The sequence below is a fragment of the Kribbella sp. CWNU-51 genome (genome assembly GCF_054073265.1).
Window position 1 is genome coordinate 86,068 of sequence record NZ_JBSXMZ010000016.1, and the last position, 26,666, is coordinate 112,733.

Below are 26,666 nucleotides of genomic sequence, written 5' to 3' on the forward strand. Positions count from 1 at the left end.
GCCAAACCCGCCACCGCCTCGGGGCGGGGTGTGGCGGACCTCCAGGCCATCACAATCAACGAGACGCCGCGACCGCCCACGGGAAGCCGTCGGACTCGCCGCGTTGTGATGGCCTGGCCATCCGGCCGATGGCCGGCGAAGCACCCACGGAACCGACAACAGAGCCGGATACCCCATGAATCGGCCACGGAGTTGGGCGTGGCGCCAATGCGGGCGGGCGGGTGGCCTTCATGCGGAGTGGTGGAGGGGTGGTTCGGCCGGAGTGGGGTGGGGGGTTAGGTGGCGGTTGAGGAAGGACAGTTCGGCTTGTACTGCGGTTTCGTGAGCGTCGAGGAAGGGGGCGTAGTGGCCGCCGTGGACGCGGAGGACTTCGGCGGTGGGGGCTTGGTCGGCGGCTGCGAGGGCCGGCGCGGCGAGGGCCGATTGGTCGTCGTCGCAGACCACGAAGAGCAGTGGGCAGCGGACCTGACTCGCGTACTTGGCGGGGCGGTAGACGGCGGCTGCGAAGACTGAGCGCGCCGCTATGGCTTGCTGCCAGTCGTACCGGTTGTCGGGGTCGAGCGCCTCGTTGGTGAGTTGGGCGTCCGGGGTGTTGAGCAGCGCGACCGTGCCAGGCGGTCCGGCCAGGGCGACCAGCTTCGGCGGCCGACCGACGAGGCCGCCGAGCGTGTCGAGGATGCTGCGTCCGATCAGCCGCAGTGCCGTGAGCGGTGTCTGATACCGGGACGCGTTGCGGCTCGCGGCCGGGCCGTCCACGTTCGCCGACTGCGCGATCGCGGCCGTCACGTCCGGATGCTCGGCGGCCAACTGAAGGACGTAGCCGCCGGACAGCGAGAACGACCAGATGCCCACGCGTTCCACCCCTGGAAGCTTGGCTGCGAACGCGATCGCAGCCCGCCAGTCGTCCAACTGGTCGGTGATCCGGGCGACCTGGCGCGGCTGGCCGCCGCTCTCACCGAGGTTGCGGTAGTCGAACGCCAGTACGTCGAACCCGGCCGCCGCGAACCGCTCTGCGAACCGGTCCGTGCCCGGTTCCTTCGTCACGCCGAATCCGCCGGCCATGATCACGCAGCCGCCGTTCGACCCTGGATAGTGCCAGGCCGCGCACTCGACGCCGGCGCTGGTGAAGCTCACTTTCTCGCGCATACCAGAAGTGAACCACGCGGTTCGCAAACTGTCCATGGGCGTACGTCGGGGCCGACCCACGCCCCTTCAGTCGCCGGCGGACTCCTCGCGCTCGAGCGCCCGCACCATCGCGGCGAACCCGGCGTCGATGCCGTCCGCATCACCACTCGTCCGCCACTCGATCAGGAACCCGCGCAAGGTGGCCAGGATCAGCTCGGCGACCTCACGCTTGCGCTGCTCAGGCCAGCCCGCCGGACAGATCGACAGCAATGCGGGCATGTATTGCCTCGAGGCCGAGCGCGCGAGGTCCGCGTACCGCGCCGCGTCGTACATCGCGAGGCCGATCGCCTGGTCCAGCACCCACGATTCCTCGCCGATCAGCGTCGGCCACATCGATCGGACCCGGTCCGCGAGCGATCGATCGGCCGGGCCCGCGGTCGCGGCTGCCATTCCGCGGGTGATCCGGCGTTCGCGGAGTTGAAGAACGGCCTGGGTGAGGAGGTCCTCCGGTCCGTCGAAGTGATACAGCAGCACCTTGTGCGTCGTACCGGCCGCGCGCGCCGCCCGCCGGAGGGAGAAGTCGACCAGACCGTTGACGCCGAGTTCGTCGGCGACGCGGTCGAGCAGTTCCCGCCGCCGCGCCTCACCCCGCGGCGACTTCGCCGACCGCCGATACCCCGCGCGCTCCTCAGCCACCAGCACAGTATCCAGTCAGGTGAAGCTTGCGACGAAGTAGCCGACACCGTACGGCGCGGCGTGGTAGGTCAGGTCGCCCGTCAAGCTGGTTGCCATGAGTGCGCCCGCGAGTACCTGCCAGGGTGCTCGGCCGGCGGCGTGCAGCTCGGCGGCGAGGTCCGGGTCGAGGGCATTCAGTACGTCGAGATCCCTGTGCTGCAAGGCGGTTGCGACCGTGGTGTCGAAGATCTCGGCTCTCGGGTGGAGGTGGACCGGCGAGTGCTCACTCCGTCGAGCCGAGCCGTCACCCATCACCAGCAGGCCGATCCGATCGTTGCCATCAGCAATTTCTTGCCCGAGTTGCCGGCACTCGGCCGCCGTGGCGTCCACGGGCACGGCCACGTACGCGCGGGGCAGTTGAGCAGCCTTGGTCTGCTCGAGCAACCAACCCCCGACCGCCAACGACAACGGCAGGACGGGGTCGCCGGTGCCGATGCGCACGCCAGGTGCGCCGTACGGTCCGAACGAGCCGCCCGCGGCGGCTGGGTAGGTGGCGCGGGCGGCCGCGGCGCCGACGACCAGCACGCTGGACGCGGTGGACAGTTGGTCGATTGCGGCGAGGCAGGCGGCCCGGAGGTCGTCGAGGTCGGGGGCGGCTCCGGACGCCACCTCGGGGACGAGGAGGGGTGGGTGCGGGCAGACCGCGGCGGCGACGACGGGCACGGCTACGCCTCCCGCAGGTAGCGGAAGAAGAGGTAGTCGTCAGCCGCGGACAGCGTCGACGTCAGCTTCATCTGCCGGGTCAGCGTCGTCGCCGGCCCCGCGGTGATGCGACCGGAACCCGGCCCGGCGAGGAGTGGCGCGAGCGCGAGACACATCTCGTCGACCAGGTCGGCGTCGGTCAGCGCCCCGAGCAGATGCGGCCCACCCTCGCACAGGATCTGCGGCATCGCCCGCGCCGCCAACTCGTCGACGAGCGCCTTCAGATCCACCTCGGCCGCACCCAGGACCAGCACCTCGGCAACCTCGCCGAGCGCCTCGCGCCGCTCCGGCGGCGAGGCAGCGTGAGTGACCACGAGCGGCCGAACCGCCGACTGGAACACCGGGTTCACCGGGCTCAGCTCCAACCGCGACGACACGATCGCCAACGTCGGATTCTCGGCCAGTCCCTGCGCCGTCCGCCACTCCCGGGCCGCCTTGGACAACCGCAGCGGCGTGTACCCCTCGTCGCGGATCGTGCCGGCGCCGACCAGGACCACATCAGCCAGCCTCCGGACCATGCTGAACACCCGGCTGTCGGAGTCACTCGACAACGCCTTGGATTGGCCGTCGATCTCGACCGCGCCGTCGAGGCTGCTGACGAAGTTCGCCCGCAGGTGCGCGACCGACCGATCCTCCGGTTGGTAGACCGCGGCCAGTTCCGGGTCGGACAGGTCTTCCAGGCGACGCATCAGGCCAGGCTCCTTCGGGTTCCGGCGGGCTGGGCGGTGCCACGCAGTACGGCGATCAGGTCGAGCGCCTGCCGAGCCGCGGGTACGTCGTGGACGCGGAACACCCGGGCACCCAGCCAGGCCGAGATGGTGAGCGCGGCGAGTGTCCCGTTGCCACGCTGTCCCGGCGGGAGCTCGAGGGTCTCGCCGATGAAGTCCTTGTTCGACACCGCGACCAGCACCGGCCAGCCGGTCGCCGCCAGCTCGTCCAGGCGACGGGTCAGCTCGAGTGACTGCAGGGTGTTCTTGCCGAAGTCGTGGGTCGGGTCGATCAGGATCCCGTCCGGGCGGACGCCGGCCGCGACCGCCCGGTCCGCGAGGCCGGTCGTCGTCCGGATCACGTCCGCGACCACGTCGTCGTACGCCATCCGGTGCGGATCCGTGCGCGGCGAGAGGCCGCCGACGTGACTGCAGACGAGTCCGGCCCCGGCTTCGGCGGCGGCGTGGACCAGGTCGGGATCGGCGCCGGCCCAGGTGTCGTTGAGGAGGTCCGCGCCGGCCTCCGCGACCCGGCGGGCAACCCCGCTGCGGTAGGTGTCGACGCTGATCACCAGGCCGGGATGCCGGGCCCGGATGCCGGCCACGAAGTCCACAGTCCGGCGGAGCTCCTCGTCCTCGCTGACGGGTTCGCCATACCCGGCCTTGACGCCGCCGATGTCGACCAGGTCGGCACCGTCCGCGACCGCCTGGTCGATGGCCGCGTAGGCCGCGTCGGTCGCGTACGTCGCGCCGCGGTCGAAGAACGAGTCCGGGGTGCGGTTGATGATCGCCATCAGGGCGAATTCGCCCACACCGAACGACCGGCTCCCCAACCGCAGTACGCCGTCGCCCTCGTCCGCCACGGCACCGACTCTAACCGGCGGATCCCCAGGCCATCCCAATCGGCGTCCGGCTGCTCCGCCAGGCGCGAGCACCGGTGACGCGGCCAGTTGTGATGGCCTGGCGATCCGCCGCCCTACGGCTGCCCAAATCGGCACATATCCTATAGGATTCCTCGCGACAGTCCGCCCACCGCCGCAGATCGGGTCCTGATGCCACGATTCACCGAGTTAGAGACGTACGACGTCCGCTTCCCCACGTCGCTGGACCTGGACGGCTCCGACGCGATGAACACCGACCCGGACTACTCCGCGGCGTACCTGATCCTGCGGACCGACGCGGCCGACGGGCTGGAGGGGCACGGATTCGCGTTCACGATCGGCCGTGGAAACGACGTACAGACCGCGGCGATCGAGGCGCTCCGCGACCACGTGATCGGCCTCGACCTGGACGCGACGCTGAACGATCTCGGTGGGTTCTGGAAGTCGCTCGTGCACGACTCGCAGCTGCGCTGGCTCGGCCCGGAGAAGGGCGTCATGCACATGGCGATCGGCGCGGTCGTCAACGCGGTGTGGGACCTGGCCGCCAAACGGGCCGGCGTACCGCTGTGGAAGTTGCTCTCCGACCTGACGCCGGAGCAGATCGTCGATCTCGTCGACTTCCGCTACCTGACCGACGCGCTGACGCCGTCCGAAGCGCTCGAGATCCTGCGCGCCGCGAAGGCGGGTCGCTCCGAGCGGGAGGCACTGCTGCGGGAGCGGGGCTACCCGGCGTACACGACGACGCCCGGCTGGCTCGGGTACGACGACGCCAAGTTGGTGCGGTTGTGTCACGAGGCGGTCGCCGAGGGCTTCACCCAAATCAAGCTCAAGGTCGGCGCAGACCTGGACGACGACATCCGCCGAATGCGGTTGGCTCGCGAGGCGGTCGGCCCGGACATCCGGATCGCGATCGACGCCAACCAGCGCTGGGACGTGGCCGACGCGATCCGGTGGGTCGAGGCCCTGGCGCCGTACGACGTCTGGTGGGTGGAGGAACCGACGAGCCCGGACGACATCCTCGGGCACGCGGCCATCGCGAAGGCGATCGCGCCGATCCGCGTGGCGACCGGCGAGCACGTGCAGAACCGGGTGGTGTTCAAGCAGATGTTGCAAGCCGGGGCGCTGTCGGTGCTGCAGCTCGACTCGGCCCGGGTCGCGGGGGTGAACGAGAACGTCGCGATCCTGCTGCTGGCGGCGAAGTTCGGCGTACCGGTCTGTCCGCACGCCGGTGGGGTCGGGCTGTGCGAGCTGGTCCAGCACCTGTCGATGTTCGACTACGTGGCCGTGAGCGGGTCGCTGGAGGATCGCGTGATCGAATACGTCGACCACCTGCACGAGCACTTCCTGGACCCGGTGGTGATCCGGGACGGGCACTACGTGGCGCCGGAGCGGCCAGGGTTCGGCGCGGAGATGGATGCTGAGACGCTGACCGACTTCCGGTACCCGAGTGGCAAGATCTGGACCGACCTGACAAAGGAGAACAAGTGACCGACTTCGCCGGGCTACGCGCCGTGGTGACCGGAGGCGCCCAGGGCATCGGACTCGCGGCCGCCTCGCTGCTGGCGTCCCGGGGCGCACAGGTGGTCGTGTTCGACCTCAAGCCTGACGTGTCCGAGCCGCTGACGGGGATCGCGGCGGACGTCACCGACGACGGTTCGGTCCGGGACGCGGTCGCCGCGGCGGCGCTGCAGCTCGGCGGGATCGACATCGTGGTGAACAACGCCGGTATCGGCGCGCAGGGCACGGTCGCCGCGAACGACGACGACGAGTGGCACCGCGTCCTCGACGTCAACGTGGTCGGCATCGCTCGCGTGACCCGGGCCGCGCTGCCGTACCTGCGGACGTCGTCCGCCGCCGCGATCGTCAACACCTGCTCGATCGCCGCGACCGCGGGCCTGCCGAATCGTGCGTTGTACTCGGCGAGCAAAGGCGCCGTACTCGCGTTGACGATGGCGATGGCCGCGGACCACGTGCGCGAAGGGATCCGCGTCAACTGCGTGAACCCTGGTACGGCGGACACGCCGTGGGTCGGCCGATTGCTCGACGTGGCCGAGGACCCGGCCGCCGAACGAGCCGCCCTGGAAGGGCGTCAGCCAATGGGCCGGCTGGTATCGGCCGACGAGGTCGCGCACGCGATCGCCTACCTGGCCAGCCCCTTGTCGGGCTCGACGACCGGTACTGCGCTCGCGGTCGACGGCGGAATGCAGAACCTGCGGCTTCCCGCGGCCCAGAATCGAGCACAGTGATGAAGATCTTTCCGGACGGCCAGCGGGTCGGACTGGGCGGGGCACCGCTCGGGAATCTGCTCGGCGAGGTCAGTGAGGCCGACGCCGTCGCCGCGGTGAACGCTGCCTGGGACGAGGGGTGGCGGTACTTCGACACCGCTCCGCACTACGGGCTCGGGCTCGCTGAGGAACGGCTCGGGGCTGGGCTGCGCGGCAAGCCGCGGGATGAGTTCGTACTGTCGAGCAAGGTCGGACGGATCATCTACGAGGCCGACGGCGCGGCGACCGACGACGAGGGCTTCGAGATCAACACGAACCGGCGGCGGCGCTGGGACTTCTCGCGGGACGGCGTGCTGCAGAGCATCGAGGACTCGTTGCGGCGGATCGGCACCGATCGGCTCGACGTGGTCTTCGTGCACGACCCCGACGACCACTATGACGAAGCCGTCGCGACCGCCTTCCCGACGTTGATCGAGCTGCGCGACCAGGGCGTGATCGGCGCGATCGGCTCCGGTATGAACCAGACCGCGATGCTGACCCGGTTCGTCAACGAGATCGACATCGACGCGATCATGCTGGCCGGCCGCTACACCCTGATCGACCCCGACGGCCTGGACGACATCCTCCCCGCCTGCCTCGCGAACGACATCCAGGTAGTTGCCGTAGGCATCTTCAACTCCGGCCTGCTCTCCCAGCCCCGCCCCGCCCCCGGCGCCACCTTCAACTACGCACCCGCCGCGGATTCCCTGGTGGCCAAGGCCAACCAGCTCGCCGATATCTGCGAGTCCCACGGGGTCACCCTCCCCGCCGCGGCCCTGGCCTTCCCCCTCGCCCACCCCGCCGTAGCCGGCATCGCGGTGGGTTGCCGCACCCCTGACGAGGTCCACACCAACGCAACCCTCGCCCGCACCGAGGTCCCGGTCGCCCTCTGGTCCGACCTCAAGTCCGCCGGCCTCCTCCGCGAGGACGCACCGACCCCCTCTTAGGTTCTGGTGGTTCTGGAGGCCAGGTGGAGGGCCAGACGTTCGTCCGGGTTGGCCAGGTCTACGCCGAGAAGGTGCTGGATCTTGGTGATGCGGGCGGCTGCTGTGTTGCGGTGGATTCCCAGCACGGCGGCGGTTTCGGCTAGCGAGGACTCGGTGTCGAGGTAGACGGCGAGGGTCGCGACCAGGTCGCCGGGCTGGTCTTCGATGGGAGCCAGGAGGGCGCGGGCGGCCGGTTGGAAGGTGTCGGTGCGCGTCCAGGCGAGGAGGAGCTGGGCCAGGCCGAGGCGGTCGACGTGGAGGAACCGGCCGGTTTCGGCGCGGCCCCGGGCCAGACCGGCCGCATCACCTGCCTCGGCCAGCGACGTGGCGATTCCGCTCGGACCAGGTGCAACCCGGCCGACACCGACGTACGCATCGACTGTCAGCAAGCGACGCTGCACCCGTCTGATCGCCGCCGCTTGCTGCTGGACCTCAGTCGACGTCGGCTCGCGCGCAGCGGTGATCCACGCGGACCATCCGTCACCCTGCTCGACCACGACCGCCTGCAAACCCTCAGCGTCAAAGGCTTCCACCACGTCGGCCCGCCGCCCCGCGACGTCCACCTGCCCGTCGGTCCCGATCCGGATCCCCGTGTGCCACCCGTCCAGCTGCCACCCGAGATCCACGGCCCGCCGCCGCGTCGCCTCCGACGGCTCACCGTGCAGCAGCTCACCGAGCAACGACGTACGCTGCCGCGCGTCCCGCTCCAACTCCAGCCGCCGCAACGCCAACCGCTCCCCCACCGCGGGCGCCACCACCGTCAGCACAGCAGGTACGGCGGCAACCTCAGCCGGCACGACTCCGGGCAACCGAGCCACCAGCCAGCACACCGGCCCAGCACCGAGCACTGCCACAGCAATCAGCACCGCACCACTCGGCAGATCCACCCGGTACGGCGCAGCCCACGGGACCGGCACTGCCGGAAGCGCACCAACCAGGGCAGACCGCTCCTCAGCCTCCAACGGCTCCCCCGCCAAAGTCCCACCGTCAGAGCCGGCCAGCGTCACCGGCCTGTCCAGCACGGCGGACGTCGTCCGCAGCACCGAGGTCAGGTCACGGTCAGAACGCCGCAATGCGGTGACAGCATGCAGGACGAGATCTGCTCGGACCAGGTCGGGCTCGGAAGCCACCTTGTTCAGGTGCTCGTGAGCTGCCAGCGGATCCGGACTGCCCAGCACCGGCAGCTGCAACCGCTCGGCCAGCAGCTGCGCTCCACGTCCGAGTGGCTCGGCACCGGCGAGCAGCAGAGCCGCTGCGCCTGCGGCCGAGGCTCGGCTGATCAGTGCGTCGATCCGCCAGTCGGAGTGGTCGGTTGCCAGCAGCACAACCAACAGTTCGCCGGTCATCGGCTCCGGATGGCCGGCGACGTTCATGAGCACGCGAGAGCCGATCAGCGTGGGACCAGGTTCCTGTCCACCGCCCAGAACGACGACGTCCCGCCAGCCGGGTGAGGTCAGCATCGCCGACAGCGAAGGCGCGATCATGAGGCCTCCAGCAGCTGCGGGTCGCATCCGAGTCCGAACGCCCGCGGTCCGACGTACCCGATCCGATCGCCTCGACGCCACCAGTCCGGTCCGGGCAGCGCGAGTACCAGGACCTCGTCGCCGGCCCGGATCGCCTCGACCGCGATCGGCTGCAGTGTGCGTCGATCCAGCACACAGACGAGGTCCGGCGTACTCACGACCGGCTCTCCGTCGACCATGGCGAGCAGATACTCGTTCTCCGTCTCGATCCGCACCACCGCACGGCTCGCGGAATCGACCACACAGACACTGCCACGCCCGAAGGCAGCACCGCCGTTCGCTATGGCATGGCGCGCGACCTCTTCGACCCGCCCGCCACCCAGCAGCCGGCCGCCGAGAGCCGACGCGACCGTCGCCGGCGCAGCGCCGGTGTCGAGTCCGGCATGCGCCCGACCCAGCGCCAGAGCTCGAGTCAAACTGCCATTGACCGCATCCGACGTCGCGGCCTCGACAGGCGTCGGCGCCAGCGCCAGTACGGCCCAGCCGCCGGTGTGGGCGACGAAGCTCCGCACCGCGCGTTCCAGACCGGACGCGTCGACGTGATCCACCACGATCACCTGTCCGCTCGGCTCACTGAGCGCACAGGGCGTCAGCGAACGCCCCGCCACCGCCCAGGAGAACTGGTCGAGCCGTGGCATCGCCCGGCCCATCAGATCGGCGTCTACGAACGGCAGTCCGAGATCCAGGGCGGCGATGAGCGGACTGAGTCCGTTCAGCCCACCTGCCTCGAGCGACATCAGCCCGGTGACCGCCTGCCCGGTCCAGCGGCTCACCGCCCCAACGGCGGTCTCGAACTCACCACCACTGGGCAGCTTCTCCGCCAGCACGCTGGTCGCACCCACCACGCCGATGGGGCTCAGGTACGCACCAGGTGTGTCCGAGGCGTCCCGCAGTACGAGCTCACCAGCCCCTAGCCGCCGACGCAGCATCCGCCCGAACGCATCCGTGTCGCCGCCGCCACCGGATCCCAGCAGGGTGACGCCGACGACCAGCGCCCCCAGATCCTGCTCCCGGATGACCGTCGTCATGAGCCGATGATGTCACCGAGGCCCCGCCGCGGCGGGGTGGAACACTCGGCCCGCCGCGGAGGGGTATCGAGCGCGGCGGGCCGAGAGTCAGCGGGCGAGGGGCAGAGCCTCGACACGTCGTTCGACCGGACTGAACTCCACGTCGAGCCCGAAACAGGCCGGTCCGAACACCGCCAGCGCCTCAGGTGTGCGCATCAGGTCGGGCGTGGAGATCCCGACCACGGTGACCCGTTGGCCGTAGCGCAGGCCCTCTGTGGTGATCGGCTCGGCGGTGTCGGCCTCGAGCACGCAGATCAGGTCCGGCACCGTGGCGACGACCTCGCCGTCGACTTCTGCGACCAGGTTCTCGTTCTGGAAGCGCAAATCCAGGTCGGACCCGCCGTCGTACGCGGTGAAGCGAGCGCGGCCGCGGGCGAAGCCCTCGACCGTACGGCGTTCCACGTCGACGACCTTGCCGCAGAAGAGTACCCGGAGGTGGGTGTAGAGCGTCGGCGCGAGTGCTGCCCGGATCGCCTCGATCGGATCGTCATGCGCAGCCCTGGCTTCACGGACCGCGCGCCCGATCGACAGGCCGAGGCTGAGTGTCCTGGGTACGGCGGTGCGCTTCACCTCGGCGCCCGTCATCGAGTACTCCGCGATGTGCGCGACGCCGCCGAGCCGGATCGTGATCCCGCGGGCCAGCCACTCCATCTGCTGGTTGTCCGTGCCGGTGTCGATGACGACGGTCTCGTCGTGCTCCCCGGCGATCGCCATCGGCGACCCGGGTACGCCGTACACCGAGAACGTCTCCATCTGGAGCTCGGGGAACGCGCGGCCCATGCCGTCGGCATCGACCACCGGCAGACCGGTCCGGGCGGCGACGAGCAGCGGGATCATCGAGTTGATGCCGCCGCACTCGATCGGCATGGTCGCATCCGCGGTGCGGCCGAGATGGCGCTCGAGGGCGCGCAACGCGCCGACCGGCTCACTGCCGCGCGGGATCTTCTCCACGATGACCGTCGGCGCACCCATCTGTGCGGTCGGGATGACGAAGGCGTCGTCGTCGAGCTCATCCGGGTCGAGGACCGTGACCGGCCCGTGCTCGCGGATCGCTTGCTCCACGAGCAATCGCCCGATCAGCGGATCGCCACCACCGCCGGTGCCGAGAATCGCAGCACCCCTCGCAAGGTCTCTCAGGTGCTCGATGTCGAGCTGCCAGCTCATACCGTCTCCAGCGCGCGGATCGGGTCGAGGTCGTAGCCGAAGTAGCGCGGGCCGACCAGCTCGATGCCTTCCGGTGAGTGCCACCGTTCGTCGGCGGGCGCGGCGAGCACGCTGACGCGGTGTCCGTAGCGCAACGCCTCGGTAGTGATGGGTTCGCCGGACTCGGTGTCGAGCACGATGATCAGGTCAGGCGTGGTCGCGACCGCGGTGCCGTCGATCTCGGCCACCAGGTGCTCGTTCTGGAAGTGCAGCGCCAGCAATCGCCCGAGCGATGCGTCCAGTCCGTCGATCGCGGCATCACCCCGGGCGAACCCGGTCGTCGTACGGCGCTGGACGTCGACCACCTTACCGACGTGCAGCAACCGGCCGCCGAGCTGATCGACCACGGCCGCGACCGGATCGCTGTGCTGTTGCTGCGCACGCTCGATCGCGTGACCGATCGCGAGGCACTGGCTGAGAGTTCCGGGGACGAACGCCTTGCGGATCTCGGTACCGGTCATCGCGTACAGCGAGACGATCGCCGAGCAACCCATGTCGACGGTCGCGGACCGGGCCAGCCGCTCGGCCCACGGGTTGTCGATCGTGTCGAAGACGCCGCGGTTGCCCTTCTCGTCGACAATCGACATCGGGGTCGCCTCGATGCCGGCCAGCGTCGGCAGCACCATCTGCAGTTCGGGGAACGCGCGGCCCATCCCGTCACCGTCCACCAACGGCAGACCGAGTTGCGCGGCGGCGATCACCGGGACGGTCGAGTTCACACCGCCCGCTTCGATGCACGCGATATGAGTCGGCGTCTTGCCGACATACCGAGCCAGGGTCTGGACGGCGACCGAGATCTGATCCGCCGACGGGAGCTTCTCGACCATGACGGTCGGCGCGCCCATCATCGCCACCGGCAACACACAGGCGTCGTCCGGAAGGTCGTCAACGGCAACCATTTCGACCGGCCCGTACTCCCGGACCGCCTGCTGCGCGAGCAGCCGGCCGATGTGCGGATCCCCGCCACCACCGGTGCCCAGCACGGCAGCCCCACGAGCAAGCGCGGCGAGATCGTCGGCACCCAGCCTCATCGCACTCCCCCCACCTGGGTTCATGACGCCCCCAGCCGGAGATCGCCGACCGCCTTGCAGCGGATGCGGGTCGCATTGCCTGGCAAATACGGAATGGGTACTTCGTCGAAGTCGACGATCCGCACCTGCGCCGGATCGGCGCCCGCGGCGACGGCTCGGTCGACCGCCTCCTGCCGCGCCTCGTCCACGACCGCGTCCCGCCGGCCGGGGTCGATCGCGTACACCCGGTCCACCTCACCGCCGACCTGGGCGATGGCCGCGCCGATCGCGTTCGCGACCGCGAAGTGATCGGGCCGGTGCACCGCGAGGCTCCCCGGCAGATCGTCCGGCAGGAGGATCGAACCACCGCCGACCGCGACTACCGGCAGCGGGTCGGGCGAGGTACGCATCCGCTCCACCGCGTCCGCGATGTCCGCCGCCACCCGGGCCAGCGCCGCCTTCACCAGCGTCGGATCGAGCTCGGCCACCGCCGCCGGGTCACCGATCTCGGCCCGGCCGGCCGCCACCGCGATGTCCGTCGCGGTGAGCGTCGTACCGCCGAAGACCAGCGCCTCCTCGGTCAGCCGATAGCCGACCGACCGCGGGCCGACCGTCACCAGGTCGTTGCCCTCGGCCACCAAGCTGCCACCGCCGATGCCGATGCTGAGCACATCCGGCATCCGGAAGTTGGTCCGGACGCCGGCCACGTCCACTTCCGTGGTCGCCTCCCGCGGGAAGCCGTGCGTGAGTACGCCGACGTCGGTCGTCGTACCGCCGACGTCGACGACGGCGCAGGTGTCCAGGCCGGACAGCAGCGCCGCGCCGCGCATCGAGTTGGTCGGGCCGGACGCGAACGTGGCGACCGGGTAGCGGCGGGCGAAGTCGACATCCATCAGCGTGCCGTCGTTCTGGCTGAGGTACAGCGGAGCCGCGATGCCGTGCCCCGCGACCGCGCCGGCCAGACCGTCCACGATGCTCGCGGCCAGCTCACGCAGCGCCGCGTTGATGATGGTCGCGTTCTCACGCTCGAGCAGGCCGATCCGGCCGATCTCGTGGGACAGCGAGATCGCCACGTCGTCGCCGAGTTCGGAGCGCAGGATCTCGGCCGCGCGCAGCTCGAACTCGTTGCTCACCGGCGAGAAGACCGACGAGATCGCCACCGACCGGACGCCGTGCGACACCATGTCCGCGGCATGCCGGCGCAGCTCGTCCTCGTCCAGCTCGGCGATGTGCCGCCCGTCGAACTCGTGCCCGCCATGGGCCAGGTAACTGCGCCCGCTGATCGCCTCGACGAGTCGCTCCGGCCAGTCGACCAGCGGCGGCAGCGACGCGGTGGCCGGCAGACCGAGCCGCAGCGCCGCCGTCGGGGCGAGCCGGCGCGCCTCGATCAGGGCGTTGATGAAGTGCGTGGTGCCGATCATCACCGCCTGGATCTGCGCCGGGTCGAAGGACCGCTCGGCCTGCAACCGGTCCAGGGTGTCGATGATGCCCGCGGTGACGTCCGCACTGGTGGCCGACTTGTTGGCGGCCAGCACGCTGACGCCGGTGCCCTCGCCCTCCAGCAGTACGGCGTCGGTGTTGGTACCACCGACATCGATCCCGATACGCATTCCCGATCCTCCCGTTGTGCCTAGCTGGTCGCCGGTACGGCGTTGATGGCGGTCTGCTCACTGTCCATGGTGCGACTCGTCCCGACGCCCCGGATCAGGCCGAGCCGGCCGGCGACGACGTACGCCGCGAAGCCGACCACCAGCGAGTTGATGCTGGGCAGACCCCAGGTGACGTACTTGCCGATCAGGGCGGCGGCGACCCAGATCACGATCGTGGCCGGTACCCAGGTCGGCGCGGTGGCGGGCAGCGTGCCGCCGGCCCGGGTCGCGTCCAGCTCGGGACGCCAGCGCTTCACCACGAAGTACTCCGCGACCATGATCCCGGCGATGGGCGGGAACGCGACGCCGAGCACGATCAGGAAGTCGGTGAACTTGTCCAGGATCCCGCCGGCCGCGAGCACGCTGCCGAGGATGCCGACCACGAGCGTGACGACGGCGCGGTTGACGTGCCGGCCGAAGACGGTGCCGATGAAGTTCACCACGCCGAGGCCCGAGCTGTAGAGATTCCAGTCGTTGATCTTGATCGTGCCCAGGATGATCACCAGTGTGCCGACCCAGCCGACCGTCGAGGTGACGATGGTGATCACGTTCGCCGAGCCGACCGCGTGCGCGAGCAGTACGCCGCACAGGCCGATCACGTACTCGCCGAGGGTGATGCCGAGAACGGTCTGCTTCACCACGTCCCCGACCGTCCGGTTGAAGCGGGTCATGTCCGGGGTGATCACCGCACCGACGATGAATCCGCCGGCGACGAGCGTCGTACCCTCCAGCAGGCTCAGCGGCGGACCCGGCGGCGCGGAGTTGACCAGGGCGCTGAGGCTGTGGTCGGACAGCTCGCTGATGATCGACCAGCCGACCAGGATGAGGAACGCGGGCACGGTCACATACGCGACCCACGCCATCGAGTGGAAGCCACGGAGCACGACCAGCGTGACCGCGAGACCGAAGACGAGCGACCAGCCCCACGCCGGCAGTACGCCAATCAACTGGCTCAGACCGGCTGCGGACACCGCGGACTGGATCCCGAACCAGCCGATCAGACTGATCCCGATCGCCAGCCCGATCAGGGCCGACCCGGCCTGACCGAACCCGGTCCAGCGGGCGATCACCGAAGTCTGCAGCCCCTCGCGGGCCCCGATGATCCCGATCAGGATCGCCACCAGCTCGAGGATCACCGCGCCGAGTGTCAGCGCCCAGAACGCGGTCCAGAAGTCCATCCCGAACCCGAGCGTCGCCCCGAGCAGAAACTGACTGAGCGCCGAGATCTGCCCGAACCGCTGCGTCGCGACCGACCACCACGAATATCGGGCGCTCTGCGGAACCCGAGCGAGCGCATAGTCGTCCGTACCAACAGATGAACCGGCCATGAGAACCTCCAGCCTGGGGATTTCATCGAACGTACGGCGCTGGGCGGGCCTGTTCACCGTCCATCGTGCACACCAGGCGGCCGCAGACTGTGCAATCAGCCCATGTCCCTGCTCTTGCTCACTCCGGGTTTTGCGGTTGCCAGTGGACCTGGAGGCCGTCGCGGCGGCCGATCTGTTCGATGCGTTGCGCGACGTGGGCGCTCAGTTCGTCCAGGCGGGCGGTGTCGGCTGCCTCGACCTGGAGGATCAGCTCGTCCGCGGCGCTGCGGATCGTCCACGTTCCCTCGCCCAGATCGATGACCAGCTCACCCGGACTACTCGCCAGCACCTTCATCCCGCCGGGCTGGTGACCGAAGTGGCTGGTCAGTTGTTCGACATACCGTGCCGCTCGCGGAGTCCCGACGTACGCCCGCACGACTGCCATCCACACACTCCTTTTTTTCAAAACAGAGTGTCTCGGATACGAACAGCCTGTCAAGGTAGGCTGATGGCCGTGCCGAAGTTGTGGGATGACAGCATTGCGACGCATCGGGAGGCGGTGCGGGGGGCTGTGCTCGACGCGGCCGCCGCGCTGGTGGTCGAGCGCGGCGTGACCGGGGTGACGATGTCGGAGGTTGCTCAGCGGGCCGGGGTCGGGCGGGCGACGCTGTACAAGTACTTCCCGGACGTCGAGTCGATCCTGGCCGCGTGGCATGAGCGACAGGTGGGTGAGCATCTCCGGCAACTCGAGGACATCTGGGAGCGTAGCGGGCAGCTCAGCGATGTGCTCGAGGCCTATGCGTTCATCTGCTACGAGCACCCGCAGTCGGAGCCGGCGGCGTCGCTGCATCGATCGGAGCCTGTGGCCAAGGCTCGTGTGCATCTCGTCGAGTTCCTGGCGGGTCTGATGACTGACGCGCGGGACGACGTTCCGCCCAAGGAGTTGGCGGCGTACTGCGTGCATGCCCTCGGCGCGGCAAGCGCCGTACCGTCGAAGGCCGCGGTACGGCGCCTGGTCGCGGTCACGCTGACCGGGTTACGCGGCGAGTCGAGCGGGTGAGAGGTCGAGGCGGCGCAGTAGCTGGGCGTTGAGGGCGACCACGATGGTCGAGATCGACATCAGGATCGCGCCGACGGCCGGGGAGACGACCACGCCGGCGAAGGCGAGTACGCCGGCCGCGAGCGGGACCGTGATCACGTTGTAGCCGGTGGCCCAGGCCAGGTTCTGCCACATCTTGCGGTAGCTGGCCTTCGACAGGGCGATCACCGAGAGGACCGCGCGCGGGTCGTCGGCGGCCAGGACCACGCCGGCCGATTCGATCGCGACGTCCGTGCCGGCGCCGATCGCGATGCCGACCTCGGCACGAGCCAGCGCGGGGGCGTCGTTCACGCCGTCGCCGACCATCGCGACCTTCAGGCCGCGTGCCTGCAGTTCGGCGACCTTCGCATCCTTGTCGTGCGGGAGGACCTCCGCGAAGACCTCGTCGATACCGAGCTCCTTGGCAACGGCGTCGGCGACCTGGTGTGCGTCGCCGGTGATCATCGCGACCTTCACCCCGCGCCGATGCAGCGCATCCACCCCCTGCCTCGACTCCTCGCGAACCTCGTCCTCCAACGCGACCGCCCCGACCACCTGCCCATCCCGAACCACATGCAGCACCGCGGCCCCACGCCCCTTCCAGGTCGCGACGTCCGTCTCCAGCTCCGCCGGCTCGGGTACGCCGTACTCCCGCAAGAACGCTGGTCCACCAACAGCAACCTCGGAACCGTCCACAACAGCCTGTACGCCGCGACCGGTGAGTGACTGGAATTCCGATGCCACCACACCTCGTCCGTGACCGACCGGCACCCGATCGGAGTGTGCTCGGACGATGGCCTTGGCCAGCGGGTGTTCGCTGTCGGCCTCGACCGCGGCGGCCAGCTCCAGCAATTCCTCGTCGGTGATCGGTCCGACCGTGGCGACGCCGGTCACCGCCGGCTCGCCCTTGGTCAGGGTGCCGGTCTTGTCGAACAGGACGATGTCGATCGTGCGCATCCGCTCCAGCGCCAGCCGGTCCTTCACCAGGACGCCGGCCTTCGCGGCGCGTTCGGTGGAGATCGCGATCACCAGCGGGATGGCCAGGCCGAGGGCGTGCGGGCAGGCGATCACCAGAACGGTCACGGTCCGCGTGACGGCCTCGTTGACCTCACCCAGCAGCGTCCACACCACGAACGTGATCAGCCCCGCGATCGACGCGAAGTAGAAGAGGAACGCCGCGGCCCGATCCGCCAGGGCCTGCGCGCGGGACGACGACGCCCGCGCCTCGGCGACCAGCCGCTGGATCCCGGCCAGCGCGGTGTCGTCCCCGACCGCCGTGATCTCGACCCGCAGAGCGTTGTCGGTGGCAACGGTCCCGGCGACCACGGAATCCCCGGCCGCCCGCAGGACCGGCCGCGACTCACCGGTGATCATCGACTCGTCGACCTCGGCCTGCCCGTCGATCACCGTCCCGTCCGCCGGCACGCGCCCGCCGGAGCGGACCAGTACGACGTCTCCCGCCAGCAACTCACCGAGCGGCACCTCGACCACGCCGTCGGCCGTCACCTTCTCCGCCGAGTCGGGCAGCAGCGCGGCCAACGCGTCGAGCGCACCGGACGCGGCGCCGAGCGCACGCATCTCCAGCCAGTGCCCGAGCAGCATGATCACGATCAGCAGCGCGAGCTCCCACCAGAAGTCCAGGTCGAACCCGCCGATGCCGAGCGTCGTCACCCAGGACGCCACGAACGCGACCGTGATCGCCATCGAGATCAGCAGCATCATCCCGGGACGACGGGACCTCAGTTCGCCCCAACCTCCGGTCAGGAACGGCTGCCCGCCGTACACGAAGATCACCGTCCCGAGGACCGGGGCGATCAGCCCCGACCCCGGGAACTCCGGCCGCGGGTACCCGAGCAGGTCGGCGAACATCGCACTGAAGAACACCACCGGCACCGCCAGCGCAAGGCTCACCCAGAACCGATCCTTGAACTGCGCCGCATGATCCCCGTGACCCGCGTGCCCACCGTGGTCAGCATGCCCAGTGTGGTCAGCGTGGTCAGCATGCGCGGTGTGGTCGTGATGCTCATCCATGCTCGAAACATACCCCCGAGGGGTATTAACCGCAACCAGCGAAACCGCCCCGCCGTCCAGCACGGACGACGGGCAACGGAGGTACGTCTGCACGTGGACAGGAGGTGCTGGCGGCGGCCGGCTGATCAGCTGGGATCTTCGGAAACAACTGTCCGCCAGGTGACCGGAATCCTCCGGAAAGCGACCTGCCCCATGGCACCCGGACAGCCGATCCCCGGGGCTGGGAGACCTTCTGGTGGGCTGCGACGGGGAATGACGGCTCCCCTGTCGTTTCCGTGGGTGTACCCGGGCCCGGCTCGCCACCTTGGGCACGGTTCAACCACGAAACCGCCCGCACAACGACCATCCCGTGCCCAAAGTCGACCCCGCGCCCCCGCCCGAGGTCGACATACCGATCGGGTCCTCAGGGCTCGGGGGCGGACGAGGGGGAGCGGGGAGAGGCCCCGGTGTACCGACGGACGGGTAGTGGTCAGCCCGCGCGGGCACCTGGGTGAGGTGGTTCAGCCTGAACGCCGGCCGGTCGAGTGGGGCGTGGCCGACCACTACCCGTTCCTCGGTACGCCGGGGCTTCCCCGGGGACTCGATCAAACAAACTCTCCAGACCTCGGACACCTGATCGAGACCGCGGACACCACACCCAATGTCCGCACTCCCCACCGAGTGACCCCGCAGCCCCCGAACCCACCGACCGCACCGCAGACCCCGGCCCCTATCACCCACACACCCAGCACAAGAGCCGGAATGACCTGTCCCAGCCCACCACTACCTGTCTCAACCCCCGACGACAGCCTGTCCTCTGAGAGGTCACACCCCGGCCAACCTCATGGCCTGAGTCCGACTACAGCGGATCGATGTCGGTCAGCGTGTCGGGGGTCAGTTCGACCCAGCGGGTGATGCCGATCTCGCGCAGGAACGGGAGGTCGTGGCTGGCGATGATCAGGGCACCGTTGTACGACGCGAGGGCGTCGCGGAGCTGGGCGACGCTGGCCAGGTCCAGGTTGTTGGTCGGCTCGTCTAGCATCAGCAACTGCGGTGGGGGCTCAGCCAGCAGCAGAGCCGCCAGCGTCGCCCGGAAGCGCTCGCCACCGGACAGCGTGCTGACCAGCTGATCGGCCGCGCGCCCGCGGAACAGGAAGCGTGCCAGCCGCGACCGCCGCTCCTGGTTCTCCGTGCTCGGGGCCAGCAGCGCGAGGTTGTCGACAATCGACAGGTCCTCCCGGAGCAGATCCAGCCGCTGCGGCAGGTACCGGAACGGCACCACCGGCAACCCACCGCTCGTGATCGACTGCAGCAGCGTCGTCTTGCCCGCGCCGTTCGGCCCGGTCAGCGCGATCCGCTCCGGCCCGCGGATCTCCAGGTCGACGTGTGCCCCGGTCCGCAGGACGTGATCCTCGAGCCGCAGCACCACCCGGCCCGCGGGTACGGCGGTCTTCGGCAGGTCGACGCGGATCGTGTCGTCGTCGTGGACGAGCTCCTCCGCGTCGGCCAGCGCCTCCCGCGCCGAGTCGAGCCGCTCGGACTGCATGCCGAGGTGCTTGCCGGCCGACACCTGCGCCGCCCGCTTCAGCCCACCCGCGACGATCTTCGGGATCCCGCCCTGCTCGAACGCCCGCTGTCCGCGGGCCCGGCGCTGGTCCATCTTCATCCGTGCCTCGATCAGGTCGCGCCGCTGCTTGCGGACGTCGGCCTCGGCCGACCGCAGCATCCGCTCGGCCGCCTCCTGCTCGATGGCCACCGCCTCCTCGTAGGCGGTGAGATTCCCGCCGTACCAGGTGACGTCGCCCTTGCGCAGCTCGCCGATCTGGTCGACCCGGTCCAGCAACTCGCGGTCGTGGCTGACGATCACCAACGCACCACGGAACTGCTCGACCGCGTCGTACAGATGCCGCCGCGCCCGCAGGTCCAGGTTGTTGGTCGGCTCGTCGAGCAGCAGTACGTCGGGACGCCGCAGCAGCTCGGCGGCCAGGCCGAGCAGGATCGTCTCGCCGCCGGACAGCTCACCGACGCTCCGGTCGAGGTCGATCGCGCCGAGGCCGAGCTTGCCGAGCAGCGCCTCGGCCCGTTCGTCGACATCCCAGTCGTCGCCGACGATCGCGAAGTTCTCCTCCGAGGCGTCACCGGACTCGATCGCCGTGATGGCGCGGCGGACGGCCTCGATGCCGAGCGCCTGATCGACCCGCAGGCCGGTGTCGAGGGTCAGATCCTGCGGCAGGTACCCGAGCTCGCCGCTGACCCGGATCGACCCGCGCTGCGGAGTGAGCCGTCCGGCGATGAGCCGGAGCAACGTCGACTTGCCGGCGCCGTTGCGGCCGACCAGCCCGGACCGCACGGGTCCGGCGACGAAGGTGAGCCCGTCGAACAGGACGTCGCCGTCCGGCCAGGCGAAGAAGAGGTCCGTACAGGACAGGGAAAAACTCATGTGCGTGCACTCCAGAAGAGGTCTCGGACGAGACCGCACACCAGGACGGGTGGCGATCGATCGGCTGAAGAGAAGACCTCGGAGCTACAACGCGGACCCCTGCCGTCGGGAATGGGACATCACCAAGGGTAGGCGGCACTCCCGGCCGGGTTCAACCGTTTTCCTGGCGCTTGCGCCAGGCAACGATCAGCAGGTCGACCAGCGCGACCACCGCGAGCGCACCGAACGCGATCACCCAGCCGACCGGCAGGTCGAAGACGACGGCCAGCACGGCTGCCGCGATCCACAGCGCCAGACCGAACGACGCGAGTACCAGACGCAGCGTCAGCGCACTGCGCGGCGGCGCCGGTTCGAAGGCCATGCCACCGGAGTACCTCAGGGTGCTTTGCGGAGCCAGGTCTCGACGCCGGCGATGTGCGCGGTCATCCAGGCCCGGGCCGCCTCGGCGTCACCGATCTCGATCGCGTCCAGGATCGCGGCGTGCTCCGACAGCGTCCGCTCGACCGCGCCGGCCTGGGTGACCCCGCGCCAGATCCGGGCCCGCTGGGTCGCACCGGAGATGCCGTCGAGCAGCGAGCACACGACCTGGTTCCCGGTCGCCTCGGCGATCGCGCGGTGGAACCGCAGGTCGTTGGCGACCAGGTCCTCGACCGGCGAGTCCGCCGTCAGGTCGCTGCAGAGCAGCCGCAGCTCGGTCAGCTGCTCATGGCTGATCCGGACCGCGGCCAGCGCCGCGACCCCGGGCTCGAGCAGCCGCCGGACCTCGAAGAACTGCAGCACCGAGTCGTCGCGATGCAGGTCGACCATGAAGTTCAGCGCGTCCAGCAGGTGCGCCGAGTCGAGACTGCTGACGAAAGTGCCGTCGCCGTGCCGGACGTCCAGCACGTTCACCAGCGTCAGCGCCTTGACCGCCTCGCGCAGCGAGTTCCGCGACAGGCCGAGCCGCGCCGCGAGATCCGCCTCCTTCGGCAGTCGATCCCCTGGACCCAATTCCCCCGAGGTGATCATCCCTTTGATCTTGACGATCGCCTCATCCGTCAACGCCATCTCGTCAGTATGCCGCCCTACGATCCCTTCATGACCACACCGGGCTACTCGGGCAAACCGCTCGCGGCGAAGCTGGGTATCAAGCCGGAGCACGTCGTACTGCTGGACAACGCGCCGGACGGTTTCGCAATCGAGGGCCTGCCGGCCGGTACGACGGTGGTCCGCCGGGCCGGCCGGACGTCGTACGACGCCGTACTGGCCTTCTGCCCGGACCGGAGCCGGCTGAGCAGACGCCTGCCGGTGCTGCTCGGCAAGACGGTGACCGCGGGGATGATCTGGATCGCGTGGCCGAAGCGGTCGTCCGGCGTACCGACCGACCTGGACGAGAACGGGATCCGCGAGCTGGCCCTGCCGCTCGGCGTGGTCGACGTGAAGGTGGCCGCGATCGACGCGACCTGGTCCGGCCTGAAGCTGGTCCGGCGGCTGAGTAACCGGTGAGCCCAGTCGCGGCGAACTGGACTGATCCAGAGGGTGACGTTGACCACATTTCTGCGTAGTCCTGATCATCACCACCGGCAAGCGCACAACTGCATACAGTGGCCAACCGCGCTCAAATGCTCTACACAGCGTCACCTCGGCGAGCAGCCGAAATCCCACCTCTGCAAGGGGTCCCGCAGTTCCGTCGGCTCCGGACCGTGCCGTCGGCCTCGGAGTCTCCGGCCGATGAGCTGAAACACCTGCCTGCACAGTGTTTCAGGCATCGATCGATCAAGCCGCCAGGGCCTGACCACCCGGCGCACTGGTCCGGTGGTCCCGGGCTGTGGAAGTGGTCGGCGTGCTATTAGCCTTGCCCTGGGACACCACCCATAACATCAGCAGTAACAACCGCGGTACCGGACCCGATCGGAAGAGGCGAACTGCCCAGTGGCCACCGAGCCATCAGACACCAATCCCCTAGCAGCCTTCGGTGCGAACGAATGGCTGGTCGACGAGCTGTACGAGAAGTACCAGCAGGACCCGAATTCGGTGGATCCGGCGTGGCTGGACTTCTTCAAGACCTACAAGCCTGGTGACGACGCGAAGCCGGTGAACACCACCCCGGCCGACGCTCCCCGGCCCGACGCGGTGTCCGACAACAAGACCCCTGAGGCGCCGAGCCGCGGTACGACGCCGTCCGCGCCCGCCTCCAGCGCACCCGCGGCCACCACGGCGGCCGCTCAGCCCACGCCGGCCGCTGCGCAGGCCGGCGTACCTCAGAATCAACCCGCAGCGAAGCAAGCGCCGGCCCAGAGCGGCACCCCAACCGGAGGCACGGTGAACCAGCCGCCCAGCGTCCAGTCCAAGCCGGCTCCCGCGACCAACTCCGACGGCGAGCGGCAGATCATGCGCGGCGCGCCCGCGCGGACCGCGCAGAACATGGAGACCAGCCTCACGGTCCCCACCGCGACCAGCGTCCGGCAGGTCCCGGTCAAGCTGCTGATCGACAACCGCATCGTCATCAACAACCACCTCAAGCGCGCCCGCGGCGGCAAGGTCTCCTTCACCCACCTGATCGGCTGGGCGCTGGTGAAGGCACTGAAGACGCTGCCGGAGATGAACGCGTCGTTCGACGAGACCGACGGCAAGCCGACGCACGTCCAGCCGGCCCACATCAACCTCGGCCTGGCCATCGACATGCAGAAGCCGGACGGCACGCGGCAGCTGCTGGTGCCGTCGATCAAGGCCGCCGAGACGATGACGTTCGCCGACTTCTGGATGGCCTACGAGGACATCGTCCGGCGGGCCCGGGACAACAAGCTGGCACTGCCGGACTTCCAGGGCACCACGATCAGCCTGACCAACCCCGGCACCATCGGCACGCAGCACTCGGTGCCGCGGCTGATGACCGGCCAGGGCACCATCATCGGCGTCGGCGCGATGGAGTACCCGCCGGAGTACCAGGGCGCGGCCGACGAGACGATGGCCAAGCTCGCGGTCAGCAAGGTGATGACGCTGACCTCGACGTACGACCACCGGATCATCCAGGGCGCCCAGTCGGGTGAGTACCTGCGCCGCCTGCACCAGCTGCTGCTCGGCGCGGAGGGCTTCTACGACGAGATCTTCCAGTCGCTGCGGATCCCCTACGAGCCGATCCGCTGGGCCGCCGACCTCCCGCACAGCCACGAGGAGGACGTCTCCAAGCAGGCGCGCATCCTCGAGATGATCCACGCCTACCGGGTCCGCGGCCACATCATGGCCGACACCGACCCGCTGGAGTACAAGCAGCGCAGCCACCCGGACCTGGACGTGGCCACCCACGGCCTGACCCTGTGGGACCTGGACCGCGAGTTCGCCACCGGCTCGTTCGGCGGCGGCGACCGGAAGTTCATGAAACTGCGCGAGATCCTCGGCATCCTGCGCGACTCGTACTGCCGGACCACCGGTGTCGAGTACATGCACATCCAGGACCCCGAGCAGCGCAAGTGGATCCAGGAGCGGGTGGAGCGGCCGCACACCAAGCCGCCGCGCGAGGAGCAGCTGCGGATCCTGGCCAAGCTGAACGAGGCCGAGGCGTTCGAGACCTTCCTGCAGACCAAGTACGTCGGTCAGCGCCGGTTCTCGCTGGAGGGCGCCGAGACCACCATCCCGCTGCTCGACGAGCTCTGCGAGGAGGCGGCCGGCGCCGGTCTGGCCGAGGTCGCGATCGGCATGGCCCACCGCGGCCGGCTGAACGTGCTGGCCAACATCGTCGGCAAGTCGTACGGCCAGATCTTCCGCGAGTTCGAGGGCAACATCGACCCGCGGACCGTGCAGGGCTCCGGTGACGTCAAGTACCACCTCGGCGCCGAGGGCGAATTCGTCTCCGAGTTCGGCGACAAGATCAAGGTCTCGGTCGCGGCGAACCCGTCCCACCTGGAGACGGTCGACCCGGTGCTCGAGGGCATCGTCCGGGCCAAGCAGGACCTGCTGGACCGCGGCGCCGCGTTCCCGGTGCTGCCGTTGCTGGTCCACGGTGACGCGGCGTTCGCCGGCCAGGGCGTGGTGGCGGAGACGCTGAACCTTTCCCAGCTGCGCGGCTACCGCACCGGTGGCACGATCCACGTGATCGTGAACAACCAGGTCGGCTTCACCACCTCACCGGCGTCGTCCCGCTCGTCGATGTACTCCACCGACGTTGCCCGGATGGTGCAGGCGCCGATCTTCCATGTGAACGGCGACGACCCCGAGGCGTGCATCCGGGTCGCCGACCTGGCCTTCGAGTACCGCCAGGCGTTCAACAAGGACGTCGTCATCGACCTGGTCTGCTACCGCCGCCGCGGCCACAACGAGGGTGACGACCCGAGCTTCACCCAGCCGTTGATGTACGACCTGATCGAGCAGAAGCGGTCCGTCCGCAAGCTCTACACCGAGGCCCTGATCGGTCGTGGCGACATCACGATCGAAGAGGCCGAGCAGGCCATGCAGGACTTCCAGCATCGCCTGGAGCGGGTCTTCGCCGAGGTCCGCGAGGCGAAGAGCCAGCCCGACACCCCGGCGCCGTACGTGACCGTCCCGATCTACCCGGACAAGCCGGAGGGCCCGGACGCGACCGCGACCACGCCCGAGGTGCTGAAGAAGATCGCCGACGCGCACACCACGCTGCCGGAGGGCTTCACCGTGCACCCGAAGGTGATGCCGCAGCTGCAGCGCCGGGCGCACGCGATCACCCAGGGCCCGATCGACTGGGCCAGCGCGGAGATCACCGCGTTCGGCTCGCTGTTGCTGGACGGGCGCCCGGTCCGGCTGGCCGGTCAGGACAGCCGCCGCGGCACCTTCGTGCAGCGGTTCGCCGCGGTCATCGACCGGGTCAACGCGCAGGACTACGTCCCGCTGCAGAACCTCGACGAGAACCAGGCGAACTTCTACGTCTACGACTCGCTACTGAGCGAGTACGCCGCGCTCGGCTTCGAGTACGGGTACTCCGTGGCCCGGCCGGAGGCGCTGACGCTCTGGGAGGCGCAGTTCGGCGACTTCGTCAACGGCGCGCAGTCGATCATCGACGAGTACATCTCGTCCGGTGAGGCGAAGTGGGGCCAGAAGTCCGGTGTCGTGCTGCTGCTGCCGCACGGCTACGAGGGCCAGGGCCCGGACCACACCTCGGCCCGGATCGAGCGGTTCCTCCAGCTCTGCGCCGAGAACGCGATGACGGTGGCGCAGCCGTCGACCCCGGCGTCGTACTTCCACCTGCTCCGTCGGCACACGCTGGGCGAGGAGCACAACCCGATGATCGTCTTCACGCCGAAGCAGCTGCTGCGGCGCAAGGAGGCGGTGTCGCAGCCGGAGGACCTGACCCACGGCACCTTCCGGCCGGTGATCAACGACGCCGAGGCCGAGGCGAGCCCAGCGACCGTCGAGCGCGTGATCCTGGCCTCCGGCCGGATCGTGTACGACCTGCTGGCGGAGCGGAAGAAGGTCGAGCCGGACAAGATCAGCACCGCGATCCTCCGGGTCGAGCAGCTCTACCCGCTGGCGGCCGAGGAGGTCGTCGCCGAGCTGGCGAAGTACCCGAACGCGACCGAGATCCGTTGGGTCCAGGACGAGCCCGCGAACCAGGGCCCGTGGCCGTTCATGGCGCTGAACCTGACCGAGCACCTCGGCGGCAAGCCGTTCTACCGGGTCTCCCGGCCGGCCATGTCCGCCCCGGCGGTCGGTTCGCACGGCGTCCACGGCACCGAGCAGGCGACCCTGCTCAAGCAGGCCTTCAGCTGACGTGTACTTCACCGACCGAGGGATCGAGGAACTCGAGGGCCGGCGTGGCGAGGAAGACGTCACGCTGGCTTGGGTGGCCGAACGGCTGCGCGAGTTCGTCGACCTGAACCCCGAGTTCGAAACCCCGATCGAGCGCTTCGCCACCTGGCTGGCCCGGCTGGACGACGAGGACGACTAAACCTGAGCCGGCGCCGTCGGCGGGGAACATTCCAGTCATCTGGAGCACATTTATTACCCCACCGCCTGGACAACAACCGGCCGAGC

23 protein-coding genes are annotated in these 26,666 nt (G+C 69.5%); 7 read left to right on the forward strand and 16 right to left on the reverse strand.

Features of this window, described 5'->3' with window-relative positions:
• Nucleotides 1–228 precede the first annotated feature (228 nt).
• The 5 genes from ACXC9Q_RS20435 to folP all read right to left on the reverse strand — a co-directional run bounded on the left by ACXC9Q_RS20435 (nt 229) and on the right by folP (nt 4,132).
• Nucleotides 229–1,146 carry an alpha/beta hydrolase gene (locus tag ACXC9Q_RS20435; protein WP_457058196.1) on the reverse strand — a complete coding sequence of 306 codons (918 nt, stop codon included), beginning with the start codon at nt 1,144–1,146 and terminating at the stop codon, nt 229–231.
• Between the two features lie 66 nt (nt 1,147–1,212).
• A complete protein-coding gene (locus ACXC9Q_RS20440; RefSeq protein ID WP_457058197.1) occupies nt 1,213–1,821 on the reverse strand; it encodes a hypothetical protein in 609 nt (202 codons plus the stop codon).
• Between the two features lie 15 nt (nt 1,822–1,836).
• Complete coding sequence (locus ACXC9Q_RS20445) at nt 1,837–2,523, reverse strand: class III extradiol dioxygenase subunit B-like domain-containing protein (RefSeq protein ID WP_457058198.1); 687 nt, start codon at nt 2,521–2,523, stop codon at nt 1,837–1,839.
• Nucleotides 2,524–2,525: 2 nt separating this feature from the next.
• A complete protein-coding gene (locus ACXC9Q_RS20450) occupies nt 2,526–3,251 on the reverse strand; it encodes a pyrimidine reductase family protein (RefSeq protein WP_457058199.1) in 726 nt (241 codons plus the stop codon).
• The gene (folP, locus tag ACXC9Q_RS20455; RefSeq protein ID WP_457058200.1) at nt 3,251–4,132 is read right to left on the reverse strand and encodes a dihydropteroate synthase; all 882 of its coding nucleotides are present in this window, start codon (nt 4,130–4,132) and stop codon (nt 3,251–3,253) included. Before folP ends, ACXC9Q_RS20450 begins: the two co-directional genes overlap by 1 nt.
• A 189-nt stretch (nt 4,133–4,321) precedes the next feature.
• Between folP and ACXC9Q_RS20460 the strand changes: the two genes are divergently transcribed.
• From ACXC9Q_RS20460 to ACXC9Q_RS20470, 3 genes are read left to right on the forward strand one after another with little or no spacing between them, the layout of a single operon-like run.
• Complete coding sequence (locus ACXC9Q_RS20460; protein WP_457058201.1) at nt 4,322–5,638, forward strand: L-fuconate dehydratase; 1,317 nt, start codon at nt 4,322–4,324, stop codon at nt 5,636–5,638.
• Nucleotides 5,635–6,396 carry an SDR family NAD(P)-dependent oxidoreductase gene (locus ACXC9Q_RS20465; protein ID WP_457058202.1) on the forward strand — a complete coding sequence of 254 codons (762 nt, stop codon included), beginning with the start codon at nt 5,635–5,637 and terminating at the stop codon, nt 6,394–6,396. Before ACXC9Q_RS20460 ends, ACXC9Q_RS20465 begins: the two co-directional genes overlap by 4 nt.
• Complete coding sequence (locus ACXC9Q_RS20470; protein ID WP_457058203.1) at nt 6,396–7,361, forward strand: aldo/keto reductase; 966 nt, start codon at nt 6,396–6,398, stop codon at nt 7,359–7,361. Before ACXC9Q_RS20465 ends, ACXC9Q_RS20470 begins: the two co-directional genes overlap by 1 nt.
• On the opposite strand, the gene ACXC9Q_RS20475 is transcribed toward ACXC9Q_RS20470, so the two are convergent.
• From ACXC9Q_RS20475 to ACXC9Q_RS20505, 7 genes are all read right to left on the reverse strand, one after another.
• On the reverse strand, nt 7,358–8,884 hold the full coding sequence (locus ACXC9Q_RS20475; RefSeq protein ID WP_457058204.1) for a PucR family transcriptional regulator: 1,527 nt from the start codon (nt 8,882–8,884) through the stop codon (nt 7,358–7,360). The two genes, ACXC9Q_RS20470 and ACXC9Q_RS20475, sit on opposite strands and share 4 nt — an antisense overlap.
• Nucleotides 8,881–9,951 carry a DUF917 domain-containing protein gene (locus tag ACXC9Q_RS20480; RefSeq protein WP_457058206.1) on the reverse strand — a complete coding sequence of 357 codons (1,071 nt, stop codon included), beginning with the start codon at nt 9,949–9,951 and terminating at the stop codon, nt 8,881–8,883. Before ACXC9Q_RS20480 ends, ACXC9Q_RS20475 begins: the two co-directional genes overlap by 4 nt.
• Before the next feature lie 87 nt (nt 9,952–10,038).
• A complete protein-coding gene (locus ACXC9Q_RS20485) occupies nt 10,039–11,154 on the reverse strand; it encodes a DUF917 domain-containing protein (protein WP_457058207.1) in 1,116 nt (371 codons plus the stop codon).
• Complete coding sequence (locus ACXC9Q_RS20490) at nt 11,151–12,224, reverse strand: DUF917 domain-containing protein (RefSeq protein WP_457058208.1); 1,074 nt, start codon at nt 12,222–12,224, stop codon at nt 11,151–11,153. Before ACXC9Q_RS20490 ends, ACXC9Q_RS20485 begins: the two co-directional genes overlap by 4 nt.
• 20 nt (nt 12,225–12,244) lie before the next feature.
• Nucleotides 12,245–13,813: a hydantoinase/oxoprolinase N-terminal domain-containing protein gene (locus ACXC9Q_RS20495; protein WP_405068456.1), complete on the reverse strand. Its 1,569-nt coding sequence runs from the start codon at nt 13,811–13,813 to the stop codon at nt 12,245–12,247.
• Nucleotides 13,814–13,833: 20 nt separating this feature from the next.
• Complete coding sequence (locus ACXC9Q_RS20500) at nt 13,834–15,180, reverse strand: purine-cytosine permease family protein (protein ID WP_457058210.1); 1,347 nt, start codon at nt 15,178–15,180, stop codon at nt 13,834–13,836.
• A 118-nt stretch (nt 15,181–15,298) separates the two neighbouring features.
• Entirely contained in the window at nt 15,299–15,604 is a 306-nt protein-coding gene (locus tag ACXC9Q_RS20505; RefSeq protein WP_457058211.1) for a DUF2218 domain-containing protein, read from the reverse strand.
• 63 nt (nt 15,605–15,667) lie between these two features.
• Here ACXC9Q_RS20505 and ACXC9Q_RS20510 point away from each other — a divergent pair, with 63 nt between their 5' ends.
• On the forward strand, nt 15,668–16,219 hold the full coding sequence (locus tag ACXC9Q_RS20510) for a TetR/AcrR family transcriptional regulator (RefSeq protein ID WP_457058212.1): 552 nt from the start codon (nt 15,668–15,670) through the stop codon (nt 16,217–16,219).
• Here ACXC9Q_RS20510 and ACXC9Q_RS20515 read toward each other — a convergent pair.
• The 4 genes from ACXC9Q_RS20515 to ACXC9Q_RS20530 form a co-directional block, all read right to left on the reverse strand.
• Nucleotides 16,196–18,268 carry a copper-translocating P-type ATPase gene (locus ACXC9Q_RS20515; RefSeq protein ID WP_457058213.1) on the reverse strand — a complete coding sequence of 691 codons (2,073 nt, stop codon included), beginning with the start codon at nt 18,266–18,268 and terminating at the stop codon, nt 16,196–16,198. The two genes, ACXC9Q_RS20510 and ACXC9Q_RS20515, sit on opposite strands and share 24 nt — an antisense overlap.
• An 838-nt stretch (nt 18,269–19,106) precedes the next feature.
• A complete protein-coding gene (locus ACXC9Q_RS20520; protein WP_457058214.1) occupies nt 19,107–20,687 on the reverse strand; it encodes an ABC-F family ATP-binding cassette domain-containing protein in 1,581 nt (526 codons plus the stop codon).
• Between the two features lie 151 nt (nt 20,688–20,838).
• Nucleotides 20,839–21,048 carry a DUF6343 family protein gene (locus tag ACXC9Q_RS20525; protein ID WP_457058215.1) on the reverse strand — a complete coding sequence of 70 codons (210 nt, stop codon included), beginning with the start codon at nt 21,046–21,048 and terminating at the stop codon, nt 20,839–20,841.
• A 14-nt stretch (nt 21,049–21,062) separates the two neighbouring features.
• Nucleotides 21,063–21,734 (reverse strand): FadR/GntR family transcriptional regulator, encoded by a 672-nt coding sequence (locus tag ACXC9Q_RS20530; RefSeq protein ID WP_328518816.1) that lies wholly within the window; start codon nt 21,732–21,734, stop codon nt 21,063–21,065.
• A 30-nt stretch (nt 21,735–21,764) separates the two neighbouring features.
• Here ACXC9Q_RS20530 and ACXC9Q_RS20535 point away from each other — a divergent pair, with 30 nt between their 5' ends.
• The 3 genes from ACXC9Q_RS20535 (at nt 21,765) to ACXC9Q_RS20545 (ending at nt 26,580) form a co-directional block, all read left to right on the forward strand.
• The gene (locus ACXC9Q_RS20535; protein WP_457058216.1) at nt 21,765–22,172 is read left to right on the forward strand and encodes a DUF3052 domain-containing protein; all 408 of its coding nucleotides are present in this window, start codon (nt 21,765–21,767) and stop codon (nt 22,170–22,172) included.
• Between the two features lie 426 nt (nt 22,173–22,598).
• Nucleotides 22,599–26,402 (forward strand): multifunctional oxoglutarate decarboxylase/oxoglutarate dehydrogenase thiamine pyrophosphate-binding subunit/dihydrolipoyllysine-residue succinyltransferase subunit, encoded by a 3,804-nt coding sequence (locus ACXC9Q_RS20540; RefSeq protein WP_457058218.1) that lies wholly within the window; start codon nt 22,599–22,601, stop codon nt 26,400–26,402.
• A 1-nt stretch (nt 26,403) separates the two neighbouring features.
• Nucleotides 26,404–26,580 carry a DUF6104 family protein gene (locus tag ACXC9Q_RS20545; protein ID WP_165554028.1) on the forward strand — a complete coding sequence of 59 codons (177 nt, stop codon included), beginning with the start codon at nt 26,404–26,406 and terminating at the stop codon, nt 26,578–26,580.
• Nucleotides 26,581–26,666 lie beyond the last annotated feature (86 nt).